Genomic DNA, 19480 nt, shown 5'->3' with positions numbered 1-19480 from the left:
TTGAACTCAAATAGGCCTGAATAATAAGATGCTTGTCACTTTCCAGATAGTAACCGTTCTTAAGTTTGACGATTTTCTTCATTTTTTACATTTTTTGTGTAAACCTATTTCAGGACAAGACACAGAGCGCAGGCCCTGGAGCGCAGCGGAAGGGCCAAGCGAGGGCGAGCCGCAGCAGGCCGCGCCTTCGGCCTTTGTCTCGCCGGGAGCGCCAGCGGACGGCAAAATCAAAAATGGAAGGCCAGGGGGGAGCGGGGGGCGGACAAAAATGGACAGCAAAGGGATGGCGGGCACAAAGGCCACCATGATTAAAAACAGCCCTTAGCCAGACCGGGAGCTGGACGAACGACGCAGGAGCGCAAAAAGACGTGACAGGCCGCAGCGCAGCCCCTGTAGCGCAGCGGAAGGGGCAAGCGTAGGACTGGCGCGTCTTTTTGCCGACTAAGCCCGCAGTGAGACCGCTTTACCTGCCAGGGCTTTATACTCATGCGTATAATTATATTATCCCGCCAGAACCTCCACTGTTACCTATTCTACGGCCTCATCATGCCGTGTAAACCCTATTCTTACCCGTGGTTCCTGTGGAGAGCTTAACAACTGTTTCAGATATTCAAAAACAAGCTCTATCTGCTCATCATGACCGGATACACGCTTTTCCATCTGTTCCAGTTTTAATAATATATCCTTATGCGTTAGTATCATTTCCCGCATCCGGGTAAAGATGCGGACGATTTGGATATTTACGGCGATGGCTCTGTCGCTGTTCAACACACTGGCCAGCATTACAGCGCCATGCTCTGTAAAGACATACGGCAGATTTGCGGAGAACTTCAGGTTTTTAAGGTGGTCGCATTTTGCGACCACCTCCTCCTTTTCCTCTGTGGTCAACTGGAACATAAAGTCCTCCGGGAAGCGTTTAAGATTACGTTTTACCTGCTCATTCAGCCGCTTTGTAGGAACACTATACAACTCCGCAAGATCTTTATCAACCATCACCCTTTTGCCTCTGATAAGCAGTATTTTGCTCATAATAGATTCGTCCGGTAACATTACCTCCTTGTCTGTTTTACTCATTACTGGTAACTTTTATGTTTAAAATAGATTTACTTACAACGGATGGAACCTGTTTACAGCTTCCTGTAGCCCTTCCAGCACATTCTGTTTATATGCTTCCGTAGAACTTACATATTTATGCCCTGCCAGATGCTGCACCTTTCTAAGATCATGCTGTTTCAGCCACTGTGTGATAACGCTGGTCCTTATCTGATCAAGGTTCTTTATCCTGCCGTTGATCTGCCGTAGCTGTTTTAACAGCGTTTGAGTAACACTATAAAAATTATGACCACCATCCCGCTGTACAAAAAGCTGATCCGTGATTACTCCTTCCGGTAAAAGCTGTTTTCTCACTTCATGCAGGTAGTCCATTATCTCATACACCTGGAAGCTCTCTAAGGTCATATTCCTGGCCGCAGTTCTTCGTTTGGCATGTATCATAATCTTACCTTCCCGTAACTGTAAATCAGATGTTTTTAGCGCTGCCACTTCCTCTACACGCAAGCCCTGATACACCAACAGGCTTAATATTACCCGGTTGCGCCTCCTGGATAAAATATTCATTTCCTGCGGTGGCAGCATCTTTCCGGGTTCATGAGTGATATTGATAGTGTAATGCTGATAAAGTTCTTCCAACTGTGTAGCGCTTAAAATATCATAATAAGCGCGGCGCTTAATACCCTGTACTTTAATACTACTGACGGGATTTTCTTTGACCATGCCTTCACTGATCAGCCACTCATAATACTTACGTACATGCGTTAGATATCCGGATACAGTTCTCTGTGATGCGCCACCCCTACTGCTCCATTTCATAATGTCCAGCATGTCACTATAGCTTATATCTTCCAGTTCCGGTATATTCTCCTTATCTGCCCACTGGCGCAGGTAATTAACTGCCCGGATAACCGTTTCAATGGTAGCAGTACTGTAACGCTTTATAACCAGGTATTCCCGGAACTTACTATAATCAGGTAGCATGTATATGAGGATTTTGCTGTTCTAAGAAGTGGGTGTATATCTGTGTGCTTTCAAGACTGGTATGACCTAAAAAGTCTTTGATACGCTCCAGTGTCATACCATTTTGTAGCAGATGTGTAGCAATGCTATGCCGCAGCGTATGCAGGTGTACATCTTTTAACTGTAGTTCCAGATTGCCAGATAAAGCGATCAGTAATTTCAGCCGCACCAACAATGCCTGGCCACCTAGCCGCCTGCCGCTATAAGTAACAAAAAGCGCATCCTGTTTCCCTGTAATAAAGTAAGGACGGGCATCATACAGGTATTGTTCCAGGTATTTAATACCCTGCTTTGTAACCGGAACAAAACGTTCACGGTAGCCTTTTCCCTTACGAACATGCAGCAGGGAGCTATAGAAGTGGATATCACCGGTATCAAGATGATAACCTTCGTTCCTTCTTAACCCGCAGCCATAGAACACTGCCAGCATTGCCCGGTCACGCTTCTGCATCGTTTCATAAAACTGGGCGCCTTTATCATGTTTACTGGATTCATAGGGCTGGTAAGTAGTTTCAAAAAGCAGCCTGATTTCTTCCTGTGTTAATACATCGGTGATAACACCTTCACCACTTTCAGTACGTATATCCAATCTGGGAAGCAGCAGCCTGCCACTCTGACGTAGATAGTCGCTGAACTTTTGTAATGCCTGTAAGTGTTTGTTCAGATAGCTATTACTCAACCCTCCACCACGGCGCTGATTAGACCGCCCTTTCAACTTATAATAATGATCTTTAAACAAGTGTATATCCAGCTGATGTAAACCTGCATAGCCTTTACTCTCCGCGTAGTAAAGCAGCTCCTGTACGTGATTAGGTAACTGATAAACAGTTTGATCATTATAACCCAACGCACTTAGCCACTCCCCGTAACTTTGGACAATATAACGGTAGGCCTCACTTTTTAAGTCAAGCTGTTTCATGATACAATAAGTTTTTGTGTGCGGTATGTATGCTCCGTATAGCGTGCGCCGTTAGGCTAACTGCTTCTTTCTCTTTCGTTTATCCGGCTCACTTATCTGATGGGCTGTTACTGAACTATTGAGCCCTTCCGTTACTTCATCCAGTACGGTAATAATACGTTGCTGTAATTGCTGGTATTCTTCATAGCTCAATACTTCATAATGATATGCCTTTGTGTAGCGGCTTTCCACCTGCCGTATATACCCCACTTGCAGCAGCGCTGCATGGTGCCGCTTTACCGTACTTAGTGGGATACGCATCATGGTACGGATGCCACTATTGGTAAAAGCCTTTTCACCATTGGACTCCAGACAGACTTTAAGCTGTTCAAAATAATGACGGGTAGCACCGCCCAACTCATCACTTTTACGCAACAATATGCCTTTCATCAGCTCATTAGCCTCTCTTATATCATCTATCGTAGTGGTAATATAGCGTTCGCCTGTAGCTTCATCTGTCTGTATATCCCGCTGGTACTGCTTATAAAAGGTAATCACTTCTATAAAGGCCAGGTAATGCGCATTAGTCCGGCGCTGTTTAAAAACCTCCTTCGGTATCTTTAACAGCTCTGCATAAGGGTTACGGACGGTAACAGGTTTTAATATACGCTGCACGTTCTGTAACAGGTAGCGGGCCTGTTGTTCTGCTGCACTGTTTACCCTACCTGCACTTAGTTTCCGCTGGTAATCCATGATCCTATCATCCTGTTCACTGCTTTCATCAAGATATAACAGGAAGCAGCGGTTAGCATTATCTTCATACAGGCTCTCATGGGTGGTGCAACCAGCAATACTAACAGGGCCATGTACTTTCAGGTGGATGGTTTTAGTATTACCGTTACGGTCTTTGATGGTAACGGTTTTACTGATACGCTGCTTACTTTGCAGCTCACGCAAGGGATACAGGGCAGACCATATACCGTCCAGATCTTCTATTAATATCAGTTTATGACCCAGCTCCCCTTTATCAAAATAATAAAAAGCATTCTCTGTTAAAGCGGTGATCTCGATCTTATCTTCATCAGGCATCAGGTCTCCGATCTTTTCCTGTAGATGGCTTTTACCGGTACCACTGCTGCCGAAGCTGATCACATGCAGCGGGCGGGTGGTTTTACGGCTGGTGAAGATCAGGTACATAATTAACCGGTTCAGTTCTTCACCTACCATGCCGCTGCTGCCGATCATTTCGTTGGTACGTTCCAGTAAGCCTGGCTGTTGTAAAAACTCCATAGCCTGCTGCTGCTCTGCTTCAGTAAGCACTTTCAGCGGCTTTACCTGTTCCTGCTTCCGGACTTCTATCTGTTGCAGGCGATAGCCTTCCAACTGATCCGTGATTTCTCCCAATGCCTGTACTACAGGACTGCTGCCAACTTCCAGCCGGTCGGCTATCAACCTGGATAGCTTTTCCACCTGGTGATGGTTATAAAGATCAAGGTTCTGGCGGATGGCAAGATTTGCAATATCAGGATGATCAAGATAGTGGTTGAACTTACGGTTCAACACTTCCACCTTCAACGTTACCCGCATCCGGTCTAAACCATCCAACCGGATACCACCCAGGATAGTAAACCCCAGTTCCTCCGTTTGGTAAGTAATGGCATCCTGATTGTCGATATTGATCTTAGCCATAAAAAATATTTTTTCTTCACCTATTGGTGACAAATATAATTGATAGGTAAATTAAAAACAAACTTTTCATTGTTGTTTTTCACCTATCAATAAACTAATTTTATTAAAACGCCGATCAATCAGGCATTTTCATCACTTATTAGGTATGGATTTAGGTAATAAAATAGTACAACTGCGTAAAGAGAAGGATCTTAACCGGGACGAACTCGGTAAGGCTGTAGGCACCTCCGGTGCTATCATTGGCCGTTATGAACGTAATGAGATTACGCCATCCGTAGAAGTGGCCGCAAAAATTGCGGACGCACTGGACGTTAGCCTGGATTATTTGGTGGGTAACACGACCTTTTTAGTGAAGGATAAAAAAATGCTCTATCGATTGGAACTGCTGGATAAAATCTCTGAAGAGGATCGCAATACTATTCTACGGGTGGTTGATGCGTTTCTAAAAGAAGCCCAGCTCACCACTACAGCTAAAAAATTAAAAGCATAAACATAAATAGCCGCAGGCATTGCCTGCGGCTATTTATGTTTATGCGCATTATCCTTTCTCGACGTTAGAAAAATCTAAAGATGCTCCTTATAATCTTTACAATTATCTTTTCCATTTTCCTCATTTTGGGGCTCTCATCAGGAATAATTATCAATAATACTATCAATAATCGTATTAATAAGATTTTGAAAAAGCATAACTATACCCTGATTTCCATTACAAATACTCGTAAAACTTTCAAATACAATAAGGAACAGTCAAAACTAACCTGGAAGAACTTCGCGATAATGGGATATTCAACAGCTAAATCAACCATATTCAAAGAAGTAAATTTCAATACTACTGATAATAAAAAAATCACCTCTTTAGTTGCCATAGATAGCCTATTTCTAATATCTCATAAAATATTCTTCGAAGTTAACTTAGACACTTTATTGTGTGATTCATAGACATCGTTTCAATTTTTCAGACCTCTGATCTGATGCATAATGTTGTATTCTAATTCTCTCTTTTAGTGGATCATAAGATGTTTCAACTTCATCCCAATAGGGCGTTTTGGGTGAAAGGGAAACCACTACTTCAACAGGTGTTTTGTCACGTAGAGAACTATGAGCTCTGTACCAGTTATAGTAGTGTTGCCAGTCCTTCAGCAGTTCTTTTAATTTAGGATCCTTTAGGGATACCGTAGAGTAAAATTCATCCAGATCGGTTCTTTGAGTTCGCTCCACTTTCCCATTTAAGTATGGCGAGTATGGCTTGATTGGTCGGAACTTTATGCCATATTCCATAAGCGTTTCCTGAAACTTATAGGAGAAAAACTCACGACCGCGATCTGTTTGTATTCTCTGGATTGGAAATGGCATTTGCTCTAGCATCACCTCTAAAAAGAACAAAGTGTTGGTTGCTGTTCGTCTTGAATAAAGCTCTATAACCTTATACCTACTGCAGTCATCTATGGCAGTGTATTGATATAGGCCAGGAGCTATTTTGCAAACATCTACCAAAACCCGGTCACCAGGTGTGGGACGATTATATCTGGTTATTTTCTTTCGGTAGATTCGCTTGAGCGAAAGGTATTTTTTATTATGCTTTTGGAGAACCTTATGAATAGATGCTAAAGAAAGATGGATACTATGAAGCCGTTTGAGTTCACTGGCAATTCTACGATGCCCCAACTTACGGTCATTACGCAGGCTTAATATGATTCCTTCATGGTATGCAGTAATTTTCTTGCCTGGAGAGTTTAAGGGCTTACGGCTAAGTTCTGTTAATCCATCCTCTCCGAACAATTCAAATCGCGTTAACCATTTCCGAAGTGTTGGCCTTGAAATACCACATTTCAAACAGGTTTTTCCTGCATTTTGACACTGCTGATATAACTTGATCCATCCTAGTCGTTTGCGAACTAATTCATCCATAATAAATGACTATTACAACGAGTATGGCATAACTACCATGTTACCAATATTCCATACAAATATATTGAAACGATGTCTATGAATCACACATTTTTTTAGTCAATTTAAAAAATGTTTAACAGTATCCGGCTCCAACGTTACAATCCTACGTGAATTCTCAATGGGTATGTATCCGAATTTATATGGTACTTTTAATTTCTTAAGCGAATCTTCTGATATATTAGAGGGGAAAGGTGCCGATAGCTGTAATATATATTTTTCAAAGCCAGGAATAACTTTTATACTTGTATCAATAATAGGTTTACCATGAAAGATTGTCTTTAATGATACCACTCCTCCGTTTTTTATTCTGGCTTTTAGGTATTTTTCGTAGTTATATTTTTCTTTATTTTGATAGGCCGAGTCAGAAAATATTAATTCATTATTGAACGTTATTAAAAGTTTTTCCCTTGGATACAACAAATATATACGGAGGTTAATATTGGCATGCCTCCCGTATATTGGTCCTTTCATTTTGCAAAATAAGAGGGGTCTTTAATCTCAATTAAATGTTCATTGCTTTTAAGATCATCCATAGAACTTATCTGCCGCAAATTCATAGTTGCTGTCACATTGTTTTTTCCAAAAAGCTTCTCGAACATCTTCGTCTCATGTGTGATCAACCCTTTCATATTAATATTACTACTGGAACTATTCATTATGGCTCCCTGGAATACTATATTATAGTGTAAACTGCCATCTTTATTTTTAGTAGTAGAAATGATCCAATCCCTTCCATCAGGGTCTATTTTTAATATGGGATTATTATCAACAAAAACATAAGGGGAGACGCTGGCATACTTTTCGGCGAAGGGATCAATAGAATGCCATCGACTGGACGATGAGTTATCACTCACTGCTTTATAAATACTATCACTATCAAGAAGTAGTATAATTTGTTTTGTTTTAATGTTCATTAATACAGTTCCGATCCGTTGAATAGTATCATTATCGAACGATTCAATATACTTTCCACCAGACAAGGTGTGGATGAGTACATCTTTTCCGATACTTTTAAAGGGGGTGTCTTGCTGTGCTTTTAGAGAGTAGCAGATAAGACATAACAGAATAGAGATTATAGATTTCATTTACTCAATTCTTTGATTGATGATTTACTGAATGATTATTGATCTGAATATGATACTGTAAGCTTTCCCGGAGTTCCTTATTAAACTGTTTGGTTTTCTCCTTTTCAACTGATTTAACCATGACTGATAGGCTTCGGGCGGCATAGCCTGAAATCCGAGATCATCAATCTGATTATATATATCCAGCATCTTTTGGTATTGATCATATATTTGTGGATACTGGTACAGTTTCTGGGGTGGAGGGTTGCCGGCTGCTTTTAGCATTGCCATTGTCTGATATGTTATCATGTTAGATTCGAGTAGGAGTGCATTCAAGTTCTGTGGATGCAGCTCTTTTACTTTGTTCATGGCCTGCAACACAAAATCGTCAAAACCGAATTTCTGCATATAACCCATAGTTAGGTCCATAACAATAAAGGCCATCAATTTTTTGCGATCCAGTGTGTCCATGTAGGTGCGTTGCTTGATGGAGCTCGTATTCATAAATCCAGACTGCATGATCCAGTTGTTTGATACTAATATGTCACTGGTTGTTTCAAAATTATAGGCTTTACCATTGCCATCTAAAAATTGTATGTAAGAATGTTCAGGTGCTATAGAAAGGTATGCTTTAGCTCCGAGTTCTTCTGCCAGCATAAGGTATACTAAGGGTAGCGAATGACATTGCCCCTTACCAGTATAAAGTAATTTGGATACAAACATATTCTCCCAATGATTTTCTCCTTTGTAGTCCTCGAAATCATAACGGAATGGAAGAATCTTTTTTAATTGGTTGGTCTTTTTGTCAAAGTATAACACTGTATCCGAAAAAATCTTCTGTATTGCATAATTCTTAGCCAGATTGTCTGTACTATCCAGCTTTTCCTTTCTAATTATGTACTTACACAGATCCGCTTTGGCTTTTATAAGGCTTCTGAACGTACCGAAAGGTATTCGCTGATCTAAATAGGCATTTTCTACAGTATACACTGCTTGGATTAGGGAAAATGTGTTGTCTGGAAGTGTCAACATTGATTCAAGCACACTGAGGGCGTCCCAATAACTCCGAGTAATGGCGTATGATGATATGACTTCATCTCTTTTGTTCTCAGTTTGCAGCTCTTTTAAAGCCTGTTGCACTTGGAAGGTGCTTTGAGTCTTTTCTTTTAAATTATTTACTTCGTGAATCAAGTGAACAGTGGTCGTCTGTTGAGCTTTGACTCCGGTAGTTAAAAAGTTGATGTTGTTAAATTGTGGCGTAAAAGGTAATCGTGATGAAGTGTCAATTGATTGCGCAGAAGATATCTTTACACATAATAAGGGTATGCTAACGATATAGGGCAAACAATATCTGGTTTTTAAGTTCATATACTTTGAGGGGCATCAAAATTATAATTGGATAAATATAAATATTATTTCAACTATTTAAAAGAAATTATCATATTGTATTGTTATTTGAAGATAGAAATAAGTATTTATAAAATCATATTGATAATCAATTGATTTATCGTATGGTCTTTGTATCTTATTAAGATTGGAGTAGTGCGACGCACTATGCCTAAGTTCTCTTTCCCGGTGGGTTTAATTATTCCAGAGTTAGACTTAAAAAGTCTTATAAATTGTTAAATATGAAATAGTTACGATGTTATTTGATGATTATGTGGGAATATCCCCTCTAGTTCAAAACAATTAATATCTATTTATGAAAGATTTATTAAGCATTTTAAAAACTGTAACTGCTACCTTTGTGTGGACATATAGTTAAGCTCTTTCCTTAACTTTGATTACAACGAGTAAAAAAGAAAGAAGGGGTTATGATAAATCCCTCAAATTGATGGCAGTAGAATTGCACAGAAGTGGCAAGGCAGCCGTAACTGTAGCAAAAGAATTGGGTAGAATGCTTCGTCGCTGGACCAGAGAGTTCAGTATGCATGATACCTGTAGTTTTCCTGGTAATGGGAAACAGGATCTGACGCCACAGCAGAAGGAAATCCAAGCCCTTAAGAAAGCACTCCAGGAAGCGGAAATGGAAAATCGGATACTAAAAAAGGCAGTGAGCATTTTCTCCAGGGAAGACAACAAATATTCAGGTTCATAAAGGACCATCAGGCAGAATTTGATGTCGAGAAGATGTGTAAAGTGTTCAAAGTAAGCCGTAGTGGTTATTATGCCTGGTCTACGAGAAAACCATCAAAACTTTGCATGGACAGGCAAGTGCTTTGCAAAAGAGTTAAAGATATCTACCTCAAAAGCAAAGGCCGATATGGCAGCCCAAAAATAGTTGCCGAACTTAAGTCTATGAGATTGCGTGCCTCCAGACCCAGAGTGGCCAGGATCATGAAGGACAAAGGGTTTCGCAGTATTATTACAGGTAAGTTCAAAGTATGCACGACAGATTCCAACCATACACTCGAAGTGTCTGCCAATATCCTCAATAGAGAATTCACTGCCACGGCACCCTCAGAGAAATGGGTTTCTGATCTGACTTACATCCGGACAAAAAACGGATGGCTTTACTTAACAGCAATCATGGACCTGTTTGACAGAAGGATTGTTGGATGGTCAATGAGTACAGGTATGACAGCCAGGGAGACTATTGTTACTGCCTGGAATATGGCGATTATAAATAGATCCGTGGCTCCAAATATGGTTTTTCACTCAGACAGAGGTGTACAGTATGCCAGTGAGGAGTTCAGAGATCTGCTAAAAGGTAACTCGGTACAACAGAGTATGAGCAGAAAGGGCAACTGTTGGGATAACGCAGTAATGGAGAATTTCTTCAAGATCCTTAAATCAGAAACCGGGCACCATACAGTATATGATTCAATAGATGTCGCAAAAAAAGAGCTGTTTGAGTTCATCGAAATATGGTACAACAGGCAGCGAAGACATTCAATATTAGGGTATTTACCACCCGAAGAATTTAGTAAATCTATTCTAAAAAAAGCAGCTTAATAAGTTGTCCATTTTTTTGTTGCAAATCCAGGTTACGTTTTTTTGAATATAATATTAAGGCCTACTAGCACTAGGTTCTTAAAATATAATTATAATATTAATTTTTTTTAATTATATTTGTTGATATCAATAAATATATAATGAATCAAGGAACAGTAAAGTTTTTTAATGAAGAGAAAGGTTTTGGTTTTATCGTACCAGTAAATGGTGATAGCGAAATCTTTGTTCATTCTTCCGGATTAATGGATAACATCTATGAGAATGATTCAGTAACCTACGACATCGAGCAAGGGAGAAAAGGTCTGAATGCGGTTAACGTTAAAAGAAGATAATTAGATTTATTTATAAATTAGTAATGCCTCTATCTTGCAAGGATAGAGGTTTTCTTTTTATAAGAGGAATTGTAAAGTTTTACCGCACCCATGTACAGGTATGCACTCTGGCAAATTTAAAGGGTGTCACCAAAGTTATCATTGAAGCTACGCTTATCGTTAAAAGTGAGCAGAAACTCGCCTATACCGGCAATGTTGTTTTTCTGTATCATTTTGTGTAATCTTCGGACGGACTTTGTAAAATTACGATTTCTGATTAATGACGTAATTCGGCATTTGGATTGCTTGGTTAATTTTCTCGTCGCGTGAAACCTTCACGGTTAATTTACATAATAAGTGGTTAGAAGTGTATTATGGCTTTAAAGTAGCTCTATAAGGTTAATAAGTTCCTTTATTACAGGAACAACCGGCGAATGTTTCATGCTTCGCCCTATTATGCCTGATGCCAGCATCGTATATCTTTTATTCAGTCTCTTTAATTGAGTAAAAACACTTGACCAAGGCTAGCCTATTTCGTATTGTGTTTTGGAAAAAAACGCAAAAAAAATATATTCGGATATATTACTTTTGCCGGAATGTTAGGTTGTAAGCAAATAGCCAGTCATTGATAGCAGACACTATGGACACAAATCTTTTTACGGTAATTATCGGTAGCGGAAGCTATATTCCTACCAAACGGATCTTAAATGATCATTTTTTAAATCATGCTTTTTATAATAAAGACGGCACCATACTATCTAAGACGAATACAGATATTGTCAAGCAGTTCGGTAAAATCACCGGCATACAAGAGCGACGATACGTTTCGGATGATCTGGTTGCTTCTGACATCGCAGGAGTCGCTGCAGAAGATGCCTTAAAATCATCCGGCATTAACCCTGAAAGCCTCGACTATATTATTGTTGCCCATAACTTTGGAGACGTGAAGGTAGAAAATCGCCGCAGTGATTTCGTTCCTGCATTGGCCTCAAGGGTAAAGCATAACCTGGGTATTATTAATCCCCTTACCGTTGCATATGATTTGACTTGGGGGTGTGCAGGATGGCTCCAGGGTATCATTCAGGCTGACTATTTCCTAAAATCAGGAAATGCGAAACGAGTGATGGTCATTGGTACAGAAACTTTATCCCGGATCTGCGATCCTCATGATAGGGATAGTATGATTTATGCAGATGGTGCAGGGGCTGTTATTTTGGAGGCCCAACATAGCTCGACACCTATTGGTATTCTTTCCCATGTGTCAAAATCTTATACAGATGACCTTGCTTACGTTTTACAAATGGGTTGCTCTTACAATCCCAATTTCGAAGGTGATGCAATGTTCCTAAAAATGAATGGACGTAAATTGTACGAGAATGTTTTAAAAACTGTTCCATTGACAATTAAGGATTGTCTTGATAAAGCCTCGCTCTCAATTTCTGATGTTAATAAGTTGCTTATCCACCAAGCTAATGAAAAAATGGATGAAGCGATATTCAGGGAACTTTTCAATCTATATGGGGTAGAGCAGGTGTCATCTACGGACATAATGCCGATGACAATTTCCTGGTTGGGTAATAGCTCTGTGGCAACCCTGCCTACGCTTTTTGATTTGATGAATAAGGGTAAGTTTGTTAATCAGCAGTTTACTAAAGGAACAAATATTGTATTTGCGTCCGTAGGGGCAGGAGTCAATATGAACGCTGTAACATACCGTGTTCCTTTTTAAACATTGCCATGACCTGTATCTCGGAGGCTATATCAAGCAATTTAATATTCAAATAATTTCAGCTAGTTTCTTGAGAGCAAAGATAAAAAGGTTCGAGTTTTGTACCATAGGGCTCACTATAAAGAGTAAAAGTAAATACTCTGACGTAATTAAAACCTTGTAGAAGCTGATTCTACAAAGTTTTTTTTGTTTTTAGTGGTAAAGTTGTGAAAAGATAGGGATCAAGTTGAAAAGTTGGGAGATAGGATAAATTGTGTGATTCATAGACATCATTTCAATTTTACTGACATCTGATCTGATGCATAATGTTGGATTCTAATTCTCTCTTTCAGTGGATCATAAGATGATTCAACCTCATCCCAATAGGGCGTTTGGGGCGAAAGAGAAACCACTACCTTGTAGTTTTTCCGAATTGTACATTGGTATTTAGTGAAGATACTTTTTACGATCATAATATATCTATGAGTTTTTCAATGGAGGGTACACATACAAAACCTCCGTTAACATTATTTGATGCCATACACGATGTATTGAGATTATTTTCCTTAGCTTTTACGTAGCAATTATGCTGATTCGAATGATTTCACAGGATACCTGGAAGTTTCTGACTACTACGGAGGCAGTACAATAAAAGTGTTCACCTAAAAAATGGTCCTTTGCATATGCATTTAAAAAAACGCTGTTTTCTTTACGTATTTATTTTTTTGACTTCTTGCTGCTTCGTTATCTACCAGGGTTGAGGAGGGAGTCGAAATATCCGCGAATCCTAGGGAAGAGAGGTATTTGTTTCCGAGTATGTTGCTCCGGAAAACCCTGTTAACGTCAACGATAATATATCCATCATATTCTATCTCTAAAGATGATTATTAAAATCATTATACGTTGAGCTGAGAAAAACGAACTGTAAGCAGGTGAATTCCTTTTTTATATTTGAACACCCTCACTAATTATATTTATATCTATCCGCGATTTTGCAACCGATATCCTGATCAGGATGGGTTGAGTTAAGTAATATATATCATGACAAGAGGAATATAAAAAAATTGATCCTTAATTTTAGGAGCTATACATTTGCTTTTATAGTTATACTTTTTTTAATTTATATTCGAGCGTTGAAAGAAGTCAGAACTCAATTATATTGTTAACTTTCTATTTGTTGTTTTTGATCTACATTTTAAAAAGATGTGGATTTTTCATCTTGATCTATAACTATGAAGCTATCATTTATCCTACTTGTAGTACCAGCAGCATTATGTTTACGCGCGAATGCGCAAACAGGCACCTTTGATAAGATTAACCTGAACTTGAATGGGAGTAGCAGTTTAATGACACTGGAGACAAAAGGTAAAGCCAGAATTGGCGGATTATTGGAAATTAAACCTGACGGAGATGAGTCAGGAGGCAATTGTTACGTCCGTTTTATTCCTACCTCAAAGATTTCCAATAATCCAAAAAAGTTTAACATGGTGTTTGACTGTTATGAAAATGTGGATATCAACAATTCCGCTATGGTTATGTTTGGAATGGATAATGACCAAATGCCAATCCCACAAAAATGGTTGCCTGGCTCTAATTCAGCTATTCTGCTCTCTACAAAAAATGGTAGCGGACAAACAAAGGATATTAAAATTTTTGCTGTCGATAACATCCAGGTGAATAACCTGATACCAGCCCTGACTGTTAAGGCTAATTCCCAGAATATCGGGATTGGTACTACAGATCCGATGGGATATAAATTAGCCGTTGCAGGAAAAATTCTCAGTGAGGAAGTACGAGTGAAATTGCAAGCCAACTGGCCTGACTTTGTATTTGCCAAAGATTATCAACTGCCCTCTCTTGCAGATGTAGCAGCCTATGTAAATAAGAACGGACATCTGGAAGGAGTACCTTCCGCAGAGGAGTTTGGTAAACAAGGAATAGAATTGGGTAAAATGAATACTATACTGCTGCAGAAGATTGAAGAAATGACCCTTTACCTGATTGATATGAAACAGCAGCAGGATAAGCTATCTGCGGAGAACAAATCCCTGAAGGAACGCCTGGAAGTACTGGAATGTAGCAACGGAAAATAATTAAAACTGCTGAAATACGTAATTGAACAATCGCTGCCGTAAACCCCCGGCAGCTCATTGTCTCGTGAATAATATTATTAATCCATAACATTATGTAAGAAGTATGGTACAAGGCCCCCAACCTTAAACAATAGGTTACAGTAATTAAAATTATATAAAGTGAGAGAATTTTTCGGTGACGCAAATATTATGATGGTCGAATATCCCAATAGTAGATACATTGTGAAATATATTCCATGGTTTCCCTTTGGTAGCAAAATGTTATCTCGATACAAGGTGACTGATTCTACCATAGTGCCCCCCTCCGGATGGATGGGATGAAATACCTGAACAGTTTAAAAAGAAAGATTAAATACAAGAAGCCGTTTAACCAAAGCCCGAAAGGTCTCTAATTGATATCAGAGACACCCTGTTTTTATTTAATAATCGGCCATCTATACACGGTGAATTTCTGTTAAGTCCTTCATGCATAGGAGACGATTCCATTATCTTTTTTTGTAACATGTGTTTGAAAGTAATAAGCGAAAATAAAATCATAATATAAATTTAATAAATAGCATTTTACAGATTAGTAATTTGCGATATGAAAAAGCCAACTTTACTAGGCCTTATGGCCATATTGACGTTATTATTAACTTCCTGGGGAAACGTCGGACACCAGACCGTCGGTAAAATCGCAGATGACCATTTGTCTAAAAAGGCAAGAAATGCTGTTCAACAGCTTTTAGGCGATAAGACATTAGCAGATGTGGCAACCTGGGCAGATGAGGTGCGTAATCAGGAAGAATTCAAGGAGACTGCCCCCTGGCACTTTTTAAATTTGCCATTGGGATTAGACCGCAACGCTTTCGAAGCGCAGGTTTTAGCAACAACTGAACAGAATGTATATAGCGCCCTCACACAATTGGAAAAAGAATTGGCAGATCCAGCTACCCCACAGGAGAAAAAGGTCACAGATTTAAAATTTATTGTACACCTAGTAGGGGATTTGCATCAGCCAATGCATATTAGCAGAAAAGAGGATAAGGGGGGTAATACTATCCAGCTCAATTATGAAGGTAAGGGAATCAATCTGCACAGTCTTTGGGATAGTAAACTGATCGGAACCCAGGGCTTAAGCTACCAACAGCTTGTAGAAGAACTTGATCACATTCGGACTGGTAAAATCAAAAGATGGCAGCGTGACCCAGCCATGGAATGGCTATGGGAAAGCTACCAGATCAGCAGTGAACTTTATGCCGAAGTTGATGCCTTGAACGGTCGTAGTATTGGTAATGAATATTATCAGCGACATATTCCTGTTATCAATGAGCGCATACAGCAGGCAGGTATACGTTTGGCCGGTATTTTGAACAGGCTGTTCAAATAATATTCATTAATAAAACTCATTCATACTGTCGGTTGCAGGTAACCTTAGCCGTCACAAACAAAGCAGCCTTCAGGTCGTTAGATCTGAAGGCTGCTTTGTTTACAGATTTTAATATCGATTATACTAAGTTGAATATACAGGTATGAATATTTTCGTCTGCTAATATCATGCAACAGCGATTATACTTTCATTAGAAGCATAAGCCCCAACAGCATTAATTGCCATTTGGGAAAAGGAAGGATGGGCATTTATTAAATCTTATGAATTTAAAGCTATTCTTATTATTAAAGCGTTTGGCTATCCTATTCAAAAGCTGTCATTAAAATAATAGGCGATAGATTTCTCCCGGTGAAGAATCGCCGTTTTAAAATTTTCAGATAAATAAAAAGCAGAATTTTTCAGATATTTTTTTCCAAAAACTTAATGCAATTGATTAAAACTAGATAAAACTTTTTTTTCTGTGACTAAGTCCTCCTGATTAAATTTAGGAAAAGGAACTGAATACATCTTGATAGTATCCGAAATGCCTGAAACATAATCATAGTACATACTAAGTTCGGCTGCTAAATCTGTTTTTTCAACAATTTTCCCTTCTAACGAATTAAAACTTTCTTCATTCGGAGAATCGGATTTTTTCACAAAAAGAATACGTCGGGCAATTGGGTTGCGATTATAATCCAATGCCATATATATGCCTCTTAAAAGTTGAGCGTTTTGATAAAAAGGTAGATGTAGGTATATGGTAACCAAGGCTAACTGTGATTCATCCGACTCATTAAGCATAATGTATAAATTTTGTCCATTAGCTATTATCGCAACACCTGTATTAACGAGGTTATATGCGCTTTTACGCATAACTTTTATTGATTTATTTTCTCCATTCGTTAAAATAAACGGTTCAATTTTTAAAGTATCACGAGCGGAAGATATGCTATAACTATCGTATAGCCCTAAATAACTGCAAGCAGCTTCATCTGTTTTCTGGGTAAAATTTTCCAGTGATTGGATGAATGTTTCTCCTGAAACTGTTTTTTTATCAAGGCTAAATAATTTCAGACTCTCATGTATCTGGGGAATAGATTTCAAAAGTCGTTTTCTGGAAATATTATTTACCTGAGAAAGTGCATAATTTAATGCTTCTTCATCGCCAAGTTCTTTTTGCTTGTTACCAAATGTCGGTAAAACGGTTGAGTATAGAGCTGACAAAACACTTGGCTGTAAATTGACATGGCCTGCAATGTCTTTCATTTTAACTCCTTTTTGACGCAAGACGTTTATCAGTTCATATACTTCCTCAAAAAATTCAACAGCCATAAACATTATTTAAGCTGGCAAAAGTATTTATTTATTGCTAAGAAATTCTTTTATTTATATGACCTAAGATGCTGGTAAACTCCATATTGACGATATTTTTCATATAACTTTTGTTAATGCAATAATGTGTATATCAAATAAATATTAAATAAATATTAACTTAATATTAAATGAATGTCAAATAATAAAATAACCAGAAATGTTCATACATTATTCATAATGCATTCATTCTTTAAATCTCATAATCTAGATACTTTCGAATCCGATAAACTTCAATAGTTATTATATAAATGTGTGTTTGCTTATGCGGCAATAGCGCCAAACTCAAAGGGTTCTTTGACTAGGTTATCGTAAGCCAGAAGTAATCAGCATGTTGCTTGAGCAATTACTATGGGTTCTTTTAGAAGCTCAGAGCTTAAGCTTCACCAAGCTACTCATATAATTGATGATTTAAAGGAAGTGCCGAGCATTATTGAAAACTAATAAATCTCCCATGAAATTATCTGCCAACCTCAGAAACCGGGCAGCAAACTGGCATCCCGGCTGGATTGCATTACTAGGTGGTCTTTCCGCTTTTGGATGCTATGCTTGTATGTACGCTTTCAGGAAAGCCTTCTCTGCCGGCACTTTTGACCGGGATCCCTTTTTTGGGATTAATTATAAAGTTTGCCTCGTGATAGCACAAATGATCGGATACATTTTCAGTAAACTTTACGGCATTAAGTTCATTTCACAAAGAGGGAAAAACAACCGGGCTAAATACATTCTTTTACTTATCGGTATTTCCTGGTTGTCGTTATGGGGATTCGCAATAATTCCGGCACCTTATAACATAATTTTTCTGCTGCTTAATGGTTTCCCTTTAGGTTTAGTTTGGGGACTGGTATTCAGTTATCTTGAAGGAAGGCAGACAACAGAATTTATGGGCGCCATGATGTCTGTCAGCCTGATTTTTGCTTCGGGTTTTGTTAAAACCGTTGCCCGAAATTTAATGCAGCATACCGGTATTAGTGAATATTGGATGCCCGTGTTTACCGGGGCCATTTTTATCATTCCTTTACTATTGTTCGTTTTCTGCCTGGAAATGATGCCGGAACCGAGTAAAGAAGATAAAATGCTTAGAACTGAACGTGTGCCTATGAACTTGGCCGAAAGGACTTCCTTCGTTTTAACTTTCTTACCCGGGATAATTTTAACCCTGGCAATTTATGTACTACTTACCTGCATGCGTGACATACGCGATAATTTTGAAGTGGAAATATGGGATGGACTTGGTATTCACAACAATAGTATTTACACGAAAATAGACACGTTTATCTCAATAGCTGTTCTGGTGATGATGGCTTTCCTGATTTTGATAAAAGACAACTTTAAAGCGTTTAGCATTATTCATGGAATGATAATAACCGGATGCCTGCTAATAGGTCTGGGCACTCTGTTGTTTAACAAGGCATATATAGGTCCCGTTGCCTGGATGGGATTGTTGGGGCTGGGACTTTACATGGCCTACGTTCCATATAACGCAATTTTTTTCGAAAGAATGATTGCTTGTTTTAATTATAAAAGCAACATTGGCTTTTTGATGTATCTGGCAGATTCAATTGGTTACCTCGGTAGCTTCTCTATTTTGCTGTTTCATGAATTTGGAAGTACAGCAATAGGCTGGACAATCTTTTTTAAAGACTCACTTATGGTAGTATCATGCTTAGGTGCATTATTAGGTTTGCTATCGTTGTTTTATTTCAGGAATAAGGCATATTTAACAACTACAAAAAGATCATTAACAGTCGAAAAATGAAAAACAATATCAAAGCAGCTTAACACACAAAGTGACAACTAAATAAAATTGCACAAAGCCGGGCCGGGTGCTGTTCCCATCACGTTTACACCTTTAATAATTTAACTGGCAACTTAAATTCATTACAAAGAAATTCAGGTTATTAATAAAACCACAGGAATATTCATACATTATTTATAACGTATTCATAATTCATGCTGATCCGGCAACATACTTTTGTGATGAATTGATATAATTCAGTATGGTCTACCCTTTGAA

17 protein-coding genes are annotated in these 19480 nt (G+C 38.6%); 8 read left to right on the top strand and 9 right to left on the bottom strand.

The window, feature by feature from the left end:
* Window positions 1–528: 528 nt before the first annotated feature.
* The 4 genes from ACDQ55_RS16625 to ACDQ55_RS16610 are packed head-to-tail and all read right to left on the bottom strand — an operon-like array spanning window position 529 to window position 4660.
* Window positions 529–1074: an ORF6N domain-containing protein gene (locus tag ACDQ55_RS16625; RefSeq protein WP_420982576.1), complete on the bottom strand. Its 546-nt coding sequence runs from the start codon at window positions 1072–1074 to the stop codon at window positions 529–531.
* 33 nt (window positions 1075–1107) lie between these two features.
* A complete protein-coding gene (locus ACDQ55_RS16620; protein ID WP_420982575.1) occupies window positions 1108–2034 on the bottom strand; it encodes a tyrosine-type recombinase/integrase in 927 nt (308 codons plus the stop codon).
* Window positions 2024–2992 carry a tyrosine-type recombinase/integrase gene (locus ACDQ55_RS16615; protein WP_420982574.1) on the bottom strand — a complete coding sequence of 323 codons (969 nt, stop codon included), beginning with the start codon at window positions 2990–2992 and terminating at the stop codon, window positions 2024–2026. Before ACDQ55_RS16615 ends, ACDQ55_RS16620 begins: the two co-directional genes overlap by 11 nt.
* A gap of 51 nt (window positions 2993–3043) precedes the next feature.
* Window positions 3044–4660 (bottom strand): hypothetical protein, encoded by a 1617-nt coding sequence (locus tag ACDQ55_RS16610; RefSeq protein ID WP_420982573.1) that lies wholly within the window; start codon window positions 4658–4660, stop codon window positions 3044–3046.
* A gap of 145 nt (window positions 4661–4805) precedes the next feature.
* Here ACDQ55_RS16610 and ACDQ55_RS16605 point away from each other — a divergent pair, with 145 nt between their 5' ends.
* Window positions 4806–5150 (top strand): helix-turn-helix domain-containing protein, encoded by a 345-nt coding sequence (locus ACDQ55_RS16605; protein ID WP_420982572.1) that lies wholly within the window; start codon window positions 4806–4808, stop codon window positions 5148–5150.
* A 443-nt stretch (window positions 5151–5593) separates the two neighbouring features.
* Here ACDQ55_RS16605 and ACDQ55_RS16600 read toward each other — a convergent pair whose 3' ends face one another.
* The 4 genes from ACDQ55_RS16600 to ACDQ55_RS16585 form a co-directional block, all read right to left on the bottom strand.
* The gene (locus tag ACDQ55_RS16600; RefSeq protein WP_420982571.1) at window positions 5594–6568 is read right to left on the bottom strand and encodes an IS481 family transposase; all 975 of its coding nucleotides are present in this window, start codon (window positions 6566–6568) and stop codon (window positions 5594–5596) included.
* Window positions 6569–6667: 99 nt separating this feature from the next.
* Entirely contained in the window at window positions 6668–7081 is a 414-nt protein-coding gene (locus ACDQ55_RS16595; protein ID WP_420982570.1) for a hypothetical protein, read from the bottom strand.
* On the bottom strand, window positions 7078–7695 hold the full coding sequence (locus ACDQ55_RS16590; RefSeq protein ID WP_420982569.1) for a hypothetical protein: 618 nt from the start codon (window positions 7693–7695) through the stop codon (window positions 7078–7080). The genes ACDQ55_RS16595 and ACDQ55_RS16590 overlap by 4 nt, the downstream gene beginning before the upstream one ends.
* 24 nt (window positions 7696–7719) lie before the next feature.
* A complete protein-coding gene (locus tag ACDQ55_RS16585; protein WP_420982568.1) occupies window positions 7720–9018 on the bottom strand; it encodes a hypothetical protein in 1299 nt (432 codons plus the stop codon).
* 436 nt (window positions 9019–9454) lie between these two features.
* Between ACDQ55_RS16585 and ACDQ55_RS16580 the strand changes: the two genes are divergently transcribed.
* From ACDQ55_RS16580 to ACDQ55_RS16555, 6 genes are all read left to right on the top strand, one after another.
* Window positions 9455–9772 (top strand): transposase, encoded by a 318-nt coding sequence (locus ACDQ55_RS16580; protein ID WP_420982567.1) that lies wholly within the window; start codon window positions 9455–9457, stop codon window positions 9770–9772.
* Complete coding sequence (locus ACDQ55_RS16575) at window positions 9757–10629, top strand: IS3 family transposase (protein ID WP_420982580.1); 873 nt, start codon at window positions 9757–9759, stop codon at window positions 10627–10629. The genes ACDQ55_RS16580 and ACDQ55_RS16575 overlap by 16 nt, the downstream gene beginning before the upstream one ends.
* A gap of 140 nt (window positions 10630–10769) precedes the next feature.
* Window positions 10770–10961, top strand: coding sequence for a cold-shock protein (locus tag ACDQ55_RS16570; RefSeq protein WP_420982566.1), 192 nt, complete (start codon window positions 10770–10772; stop codon window positions 10959–10961).
* 619 nt (window positions 10962–11580) lie between these two features.
* Window positions 11581–12669, top strand: coding sequence for a 3-oxoacyl-ACP synthase III family protein (locus ACDQ55_RS16565; protein ID WP_420982565.1), 1089 nt, complete (start codon window positions 11581–11583; stop codon window positions 12667–12669).
* A 1211-nt stretch (window positions 12670–13880) separates the two neighbouring features.
* Window positions 13881–14741 (top strand): hypothetical protein, encoded by an 861-nt coding sequence (locus ACDQ55_RS16560; RefSeq protein WP_420982564.1) that lies wholly within the window; start codon window positions 13881–13883, stop codon window positions 14739–14741.
* 583 nt (window positions 14742–15324) lie between these two features.
* Window positions 15325–16110, top strand: coding sequence for a S1/P1 nuclease (locus tag ACDQ55_RS16555; RefSeq protein WP_420982563.1), 786 nt, complete (start codon window positions 15325–15327; stop codon window positions 16108–16110).
* A gap of 420 nt (window positions 16111–16530) precedes the next feature.
* Here ACDQ55_RS16555 and ACDQ55_RS16550 read toward each other — a convergent pair whose 3' ends face one another.
* The gene (locus tag ACDQ55_RS16550) at window positions 16531–17424 is read right to left on the bottom strand and encodes a hypothetical protein (RefSeq protein WP_420982562.1); all 894 of its coding nucleotides are present in this window, start codon (window positions 17422–17424) and stop codon (window positions 16531–16533) included.
* A gap of 493 nt (window positions 17425–17917) precedes the next feature.
* On the opposite strand from ACDQ55_RS16550, the gene ACDQ55_RS16545 reads away from it, so the two are divergent.
* A complete protein-coding gene (locus ACDQ55_RS16545) occupies window positions 17918–19222 on the top strand; it encodes a DUF5690 family protein (protein ID WP_420982561.1) in 1305 nt (434 codons plus the stop codon).
* The last annotated feature ends 258 nt before the right edge of the window (window positions 19223–19480 follow it).

Source organism: Chitinophaga sp. 30R24 (assembly GCF_049056765.1).
In the GTDB taxonomy this organism is placed as follows: Bacteria; Bacteroidota; Bacteroidia; order Chitinophagales; family Chitinophagaceae; genus Chitinophaga.
This window is presented reverse-complemented; position numbering and strand designations above follow the sequence as displayed.